Source organism: Vibrio sp. V39_P1S14PM300, assembly GCF_009904765.1.
GTDB lineage: Bacteria > Pseudomonadota > Gammaproteobacteria > Enterobacterales > Vibrionaceae > Vibrio > Vibrio proteolyticus.
In genome coordinates, this window is record NZ_WXWP01000221.1 from 24,727 (window position 1) to 31,009 (window position 6,283).

Here is a 6,283-nt window from a genome sequence, read left to right on the forward strand (position 1 = left end):
GGGTGCTCCGGTTAGTTAAAATCAACAACGTAATCGCCTGCCTTAGGCAGAGTTTGGATGATGTGCTGGTCATACATAAACCGCGCGTAGTCATCATATCGCTTCAGATCCACCGCGGACGGGCGCAGCGCAAAACGTGTCAGAGTATCCTGCCAGGCGCGCTGGTTCAGTTCATTGCCCAGTGTATCCGGAGCATAGGCAACAAACTCGTTCCAGGCTTGCTGAGGGTGATTCACAATATAGGTCGTCGCCTGCTCAATCGCTTTATTGAACCCCTGAATGGCTTTAGCATCGTAATGCTTGGCATTGGCCACAAACACCAACTCATCGTACGCAGGAACGCCAAGCTCTTCGGGGAAAAATGCTTTGGCTTGATACCCTTCCAGCGCCAGTTGATTGGTTTCAAAATTACGCAAGCCCCCCCAGATAGCGTCGACTTTGCCAGACGCCAGTGACGACGAAAGCGCCCAACCCACGTTGATGATGTTCACGTCACTGAATTTCACGTCTTCCTGCGCCAACATCGTCCCGATAGTGGCCTCCTCATTGCCTGCAATGGCGATACCGATGTTCTTCCCTTTGAGATCGGCCATGGTGTTGATCTTACCGTTGTCCAGCACCATCAGGGTGTTCAGCGGTGTCGCGATCAGCGTTGAGGCGCGGATCAATGGCAATCCTTGTGCCACATCCATGGTCAGGCTTGGTTGATATGATACGGCCAGATCGACTTTACCCGCTGCGACCAGCTTGGCAGGCGTACTCGGGTCTGCCGGCTCCTGAATATCCACCGTCAGCCCTTGCTGACGAAAGTAGCCCCGTTGTTTGGCAATCACAATCGGGCCATGGTTCGGATTCACAAACCAGTCGAGCATCAGAGTCAGAGGTTTGGTTTCCGCGTGTGCCGCGATGGAAAACAGTGACGCCACCAGAGTAACAGCACAGATAAATTTGGTTGTTTTCACACAGAGTCCTTTTTAATCAGTGACTTTCCCAAGGGATAAATCGTTTAAGTAAAGTGTCGGTCAGGAAATACAGCGCCACCGACAACCCGGAAAGAATAAAGAGCGCCGCGAACATTTCGTCGATTTGCATGCGCGCATTGGCTTGCAGCATCAGGTAGCCAAGCCCTTCGCTGGAGCCGACCCACTCCCCCGCCACCGCACCGATGGGAGCAATCACCACCGCAACACGAATGCCAGATGCCAGTGCCGGCAAGGCCGCCGGAAAGCGAATGTAACGCAGCAGTTGCCAGCGGGTCGCACGCATGGTGTGCGCCAGATCGAGATAACCGTTTGGCGTATTTCGCAGTCCGTCATAACAACAGGTGGTGACCGGAAAGAAGATAATGATCGCCGCCATCACCACTTTTGACGCCATGCCATAACCCAACCAGAGCATCAGAATGGGGGTAATGGCAAACACTGGCACCGCCTGACTGGCGATCAGCAAAGGAAGCAACCAACGTTTCAGCGGAGCAAACAGCAACATCTGCAGCGCAAACATCAGCCCAACCGACAATCCCAGCAGTAAACCGAGTACAATTTCCTGGCCAGTAACCCAGGTATGACGCAGCAGAACATCGTGGCGCAGCAGCAAACGTTCGAACACATCCAGCGGAGCTGGAAGGATAAACGCCGGTAGGCGCAGCGCGACCACCAGCAGTTGCCAAAGCGCCAGGATAACCAAGGCGCTGAGCGCCAGACGAACAGCCGGATGGGATACTCGCTCCTTGCGTCGAAAGGCAGACGGCAGCGACGCCATTTGAGTGACCTCACGCATAGTCTTGCTCCAGAGCCTCAATGATCTGCTGTTGTAATTGCGCCCCATCGGCATCCAAGCTGCGTGGTGGCCGGCTCGCAGGCAAGGCCAGAGACTCAGCCTGAGCCGGCATCCCTTGCAGAATATAGAGCTGATGTGCGAGGCGAATGGCTTCGAGTGGATCGTGAGTAATCAGTACTACGGTTTTCCCGCGCAGCAACGTCGCCGCCAGCGTCTGCAACTTGTGGCGGGTAACCGCATCCAAGGCGGAAAACGGTTCATCCATCAACACGACGGGCTGGTCCTGCATTAATGTCCGGGCGAGCGCAACCCGCTGACGCATCCCACCGGACAGCTGTTGTGGCATGGCCTGTTGATATTCAGCCAGTCCAACAGACCGGAGCAGCGATACCGCCCGCGCCGTGTCCGCCGGGGCCGCCTGGCCAAAACGGCGGCTCAGACAAACGTTGTCGAGTACCGACAACCATGGCATCAACAAATCTTGTTGCGCCATGTAGGCAATTCGACCTTCGAGCGGTTGCCCATCAGAGACCGTAAGTTTGCCGCTGACCGCCGCTTGCGCGTGTAAAAGGCCAGCCAGATAGCGCAGCAAGGTGGATTTTCCGCAACCACTTCGACCAAGAATACAGGTCCACTGACTGGCTGGAATGTGCATATCGAAGCCACTCAGCGTCGCGGTATCGCTGTCGTGGTAGCGCAGCGCAAGTTGCTCCAGCGTCACACCCAACGCCGCCGGCTCAGCGCACATAGCGGTGCCCGTCGAAGAAATGGTGTACCGGCCCATGTCCCTGACCAATGTCGAGCTCATCAGCATGCGCAATCGCCTGAGAAATATACTGTTTACCCAGATGGACCGCTTTGTGCAGAACATTGCCCTGAGCCAGGTACGACGCGATCGCCGATGACAGTGTGCAGCCCGTACCGTGAGTGTTGCGCGTCGCAATGCGTTTGGAGGACAAGCGCTCAACCCGGTCAGGTGTGATCAGCAGATCGGTACTCTGGGCGTCTTGCTCCAGATGGCCACCTTTGAGCAAAATGGCACCCGCGCCCAACTGACGCAAGTCGGCGATCATGTGGGTCATATCATCTTCATTGTTCGGGATTGGCCGCCCCGTCAGTGCGGCGCCTTCCGGCAAGTTGGGGGTGATCAGATCCGCCAACGGAAGCAGCAATTGTTTTAGCGTACTGATCGCCGCCTGCTCCAGAAGCAGATCACCACTGGTTGCCACCATCACAGGATCCACCACCAGAAATCGAGGTTGATACTGAAGGATCTTAGCGGTCACCACACGGATGATCTCCGCGTCCGCTAACATACCGACTTTAACCGCCACAACATTGAGATCGCTGAAAACGGCGTCCAGCTGCTGCTCAACGTGTTGTAACGGAACCGGAAAAATGGCCGAAACGCCCAGGGTATTTTGTGAAGTAATCGCGGTAATGGCTGAACAGGCGAAACTGCCGGTCGCCGAAATAGCTTTAATGTCCGCCTGGATACCGGCGCCACCACCACTGTCTGAACCAGCTATGGTCAGGACAATGGGCGTAGATGAAGAGTGTGTGATGTGAGGCATGCTCGCTCCTAAACTGACGTTCGGGAACTGGCACGTGAACAAGGGAGGCGGATCAACGCAGAGCGTATTTACCCTTGAGTAACGTGGACCGCTGCGCCAAGGCAGACGGTGCAATAGTTCCCTACGTCAGTGCTAACTGAATCAGGTTCAACGGGTCTCGCAATGCGATCTCAGCCTGTCATCGTTAAACGACAACGGCCCCCCGACTATTCGATGCTGCTGATAATAGCAACTATTACCGGGAAAGACACAAAAAATCCGGGCCAGGTGCCTGGATTTTCACATTTTTACTGACTTTCTGCTTCAGTCCCACTCAGGGGCAAAGTCTGGATTGGCCAGCCGCTGACCTCGATCCAGTACTGCGATTTGCGCCATATCATCGGCATTCAGCGTAATGGTATCTGACACCAGATTACTCTCGATATTGGCTTTTTTGGTCGACGATGGAATCGTGACCAGATCCTGTTGCCGCATCCACACCAGCACCACTTGGGCCGCTGACGCCCCGTGTTTATCGGCAATCGCCAAAATGGTGTCGTCTTTCAGCACTTCACCGTAAGCAAACGGCATATAACCGGTCACCACGACGCCGTGTTGTCGACACCATGCCACAACATCACGGTTTTGCAGATACGGATGCACTTCGACCTGGTTGGTCGCAATTTCGCCTTCACCAACTATCGCGATGGCCTGTTCAAGCTGGGCGTTGGTGAAATTAGACACGCCAATCTGACGCGTCAGTCCAGTGGCTTTGGCCGTTTTAAGTTCGCCCAGATACTCTGCCATTGCCACACCTGGATCTTTGAGTGGCCAGTGGATCAACAACAGGTCAACGTAATCGGTCTGCAACTTGGCCAAACTGTCGCGAACGCTGTCAATAAAGTCGGCTTTAGCCAGATTGTCGGTCCAGACTTTGGTGGTAATAAACACCTGATCACGTGCTAGCCCTGAAGCACGGATTGCCTCTCCGACCTGCTGTTCATTGCCGTATATCTGCGCCGTATCAATGTGCCGGTAGCCAGCCTGCAACGCCATCAACACGGAATCGAAGGCCGCCTGCTCGTTGAGTCGAAATGTGCCTGCGCCAAGCATAGGGATGGTATTCATTCACTTTACCTTTGTATTGGGTTGTCCGATGAGGCTTATTATTGTGCCGTGTACTCAATGCGTAAACGGCAAAAATAACAAATCACTTTTGCGCCACAAACAACAATCTCAGTGGGTAATACGCGCCACGACTTTTCCGACCGTGTGCTGGTCACGCAGCGCTTTCAGTGCGGCACCGATCTGCTCCAGCTCAATCACTTTCAGTTCCGGCAGCTGTAGCTCACCCATTTCCAACAGATAAGAGACCGAGCGCCCGGCATCAGTGATGGTTGCCCGGCCCAGTTCACCATTGATGTGGCCTGATCCCAGACTCAGTTGATGGAAACTGAGTCCGTTCTCAAACGCGCCCGGATATTCCGTCGGGTTCATCGTTTTTACTAACTCTACCAGTTCCCCCTCAAATCCGAGGACTGCGGCAGCTATTTTATCGTTGTCACCACCGACACAATCGAGCGCCACTTCCACCCCTTGTCCGGCAGTGATGGCCATGACCCGCTGCACGATGTCTTCCTGATGGTAGTCAATCACGTCCGTGGCACCGAGCAAACGCACGTAACCGTGATTAGAGGCCGAACTGGTGGTAATGATGGTATGCACGCCAAAAAGCCGCGCCAACTGAATCGCAAAGCTGCCCACACCACCGGCGCCACCGGCAATGAAAATGCTGCTACGTTCAGCAATATTGAGCTTGTCCACCAACGCCCGATAAGCCGTCCAGGCGGCACAGGGAGTAGCCGCGGCCATTTCGGCGCTGATGGCCGGATGCGGCAGCAAGGCGCGTGAGTCCTGCAGGGCATACTGGGCAAATCCTCCATATGCACGGCGCATATCACCGTGATAAAGCACACGTTGCCCAATTCGCCACTCGCTCACCGCCTCACCAACTGCAACAATTTCGCCTGAGACATCCAAGCCGCCGACAAAGTCGTCATTCATGTGACTGACCGTCTGATGCCACAAATGAATTTTAGCATCCACCGGGTTAAGTCCTACCGCGTGTACTTTGACAACCACATCAAATTCACTCTCCGGCACTGGGATCGCCAGTTCCTTAAGGACAAACGAATCCTCGACACGCTGATAGGTTACGGCTTTCATGATGACACTCCTCTGGGCATAGTTGCAGCAACCATTGCACTGCGAAATCGTCGACAGGCCGCTGACGCAGCCTGTCTCAAGCCGGTTCCGGCTTGTGGTTTAGCCGGCAGTTTACCCCGACGCGAACTCGTCCGGGGCACCGCTCAATATTTTTAACCACTATGAAGTATAGGCGCCGCTGGCGTAATGCAGCTCGTAACTGTGGCTGTAAATTTCCAGAATGTTGCCAAACGGGTCTTCCATGTAAATCATGCGATAAGGTTTTTCACCCGGGTAGTAGTAACGAGGCGCTTTCATTCGTTGCTTGCCACCTGCGGCAACGATTTTCTCCGCCAGTCCTTCTACATCCGGATCCTGTACACAGAAATGGAACACACCGGTTTTCCAGTACTCAAAGTTGTTGTCCGGGTTTTGCTGATTACTAAACTGGAACAGTTCTATCCCGATGCGGTCACCGGTCGACAAATGTGCGATACGAAAACTTTGCCAGCCTGCACCAAACACGTCGGTACACATTTCTCCGATAGCAGAATCGTCCTCCATGATTTCGGTCGGTTGCATAATGACGTACCAGCCGAGCACTTCGGTGTAAAACTTCACGGCAGCGTCCAGATCCGGCACAGAAATGCCGATATGAGAAAACGTTCTTGGGTATGGATTTGACATAATCACCTCTTCTTGATTGTGGCTTGTTGACTGCCCTCAAGATTAGGGCCGAGGTGGAT

At 54.2% G+C, this 6,283-nt stretch carries 7 protein-coding genes and 1 riboswitch; all 7 genes read right to left on the reverse strand.

All coding sequences use genetic code 11. The annotated features are described in order from the left end of the window. Nucleotides 1-11: 11 nt before the first annotated feature. Nucleotides 12-962, reverse strand: coding sequence for an ABC transporter substrate-binding protein (locus CAG65_RS11250; protein WP_021706761.1), 951 nt, complete (start codon nt 960-962; stop codon nt 12-14). A gap of 16 nt (nt 963-978) precedes the next feature. Next, entirely contained in the window at nt 979-1,761 is a 783-nt protein-coding gene (locus tag CAG65_RS11255) for an ABC transporter permease (RefSeq protein ID WP_443098393.1), read from the reverse strand. A 10-nt stretch (nt 1,762-1,771) separates the two neighbouring features. Further along, nucleotides 1,772-2,527: an ABC transporter ATP-binding protein gene (locus tag CAG65_RS11260; RefSeq protein WP_161453686.1), complete on the reverse strand. Its 756-nt coding sequence runs from the start codon at nt 2,525-2,527 to the stop codon at nt 1,772-1,774. Next, nucleotides 2,517-3,353 carry a bifunctional hydroxymethylpyrimidine kinase/phosphomethylpyrimidine kinase gene (gene thiD, locus CAG65_RS11265; protein ID WP_161453687.1) on the reverse strand — a complete coding sequence of 279 codons (837 nt, stop codon included), beginning with the start codon at nt 3,351-3,353 and terminating at the stop codon, nt 2,517-2,519. Before thiD ends, CAG65_RS11260 begins: the two co-directional genes overlap by 11 nt. A 101-nt stretch (nt 3,354-3,454) precedes the next feature. Then, a riboswitch (TPP riboswitch) is annotated at nt 3,455-3,568 on the reverse strand. An 88-nt stretch (nt 3,569-3,656) separates the two neighbouring features. Continuing rightward, complete coding sequence (gene dkgB / locus CAG65_RS11270; RefSeq protein ID WP_161453688.1) at nt 3,657-4,460, reverse strand: 2,5-didehydrogluconate reductase DkgB; 804 nt, start codon at nt 4,458-4,460, stop codon at nt 3,657-3,659. A 108-nt stretch (nt 4,461-4,568) separates the two neighbouring features. Further along, a complete protein-coding gene (locus CAG65_RS11275) occupies nt 4,569-5,558 on the reverse strand; it encodes a zinc-binding dehydrogenase (RefSeq protein ID WP_161453689.1) in 990 nt (329 codons plus the stop codon). A gap of 159 nt (nt 5,559-5,717) precedes the next feature. Further along, nucleotides 5,718-6,224 carry a lactoylglutathione lyase family protein gene (locus CAG65_RS11280; protein WP_161447485.1) on the reverse strand — a complete coding sequence of 169 codons (507 nt, stop codon included), beginning with the start codon at nt 6,222-6,224 and terminating at the stop codon, nt 5,718-5,720. Nucleotides 6,225-6,283: the final 59 nt, after the last annotated feature.

Coding starts and splice junctions, on each gene's coding strand:
- CAG65_RS11255 (WP_443098393.1), bottom strand. CDS start 1,761: ATGGCGTCGCTGCCGTCTGCCTTTCGACGCAAGGAGCGAGTATCCCAT.
- CAG65_RS11260 (WP_161453686.1), bottom strand. CDS start 2,527: ATGTGCGCTGAGCCGGCGGCGTTGGGTGTGACGCTGGAGCAACTTGCG.
- thiD (WP_161453687.1), bottom strand. CDS start 3,353: ATGCCTCACATCACACACTCTTCATCTACGCCCATTGTCCTGACCATA.
- dkgB (WP_161453688.1), bottom strand. CDS start 4,460: ATGAATACCATCCCTATGCTTGGCGCAGGCACATTTCGACTCAACGAG.
- CAG65_RS11275 (WP_161453689.1), bottom strand. CDS start 5,558: ATGAAAGCCGTAACCTATCAGCGTGTCGAGGATTCGTTTGTCCTTAAG.
- CAG65_RS11280 (WP_161447485.1), bottom strand. CDS start 6,224: ATGTCAAATCCATACCCAAGAACGTTTTCTCATATCGGCATTTCTGTG.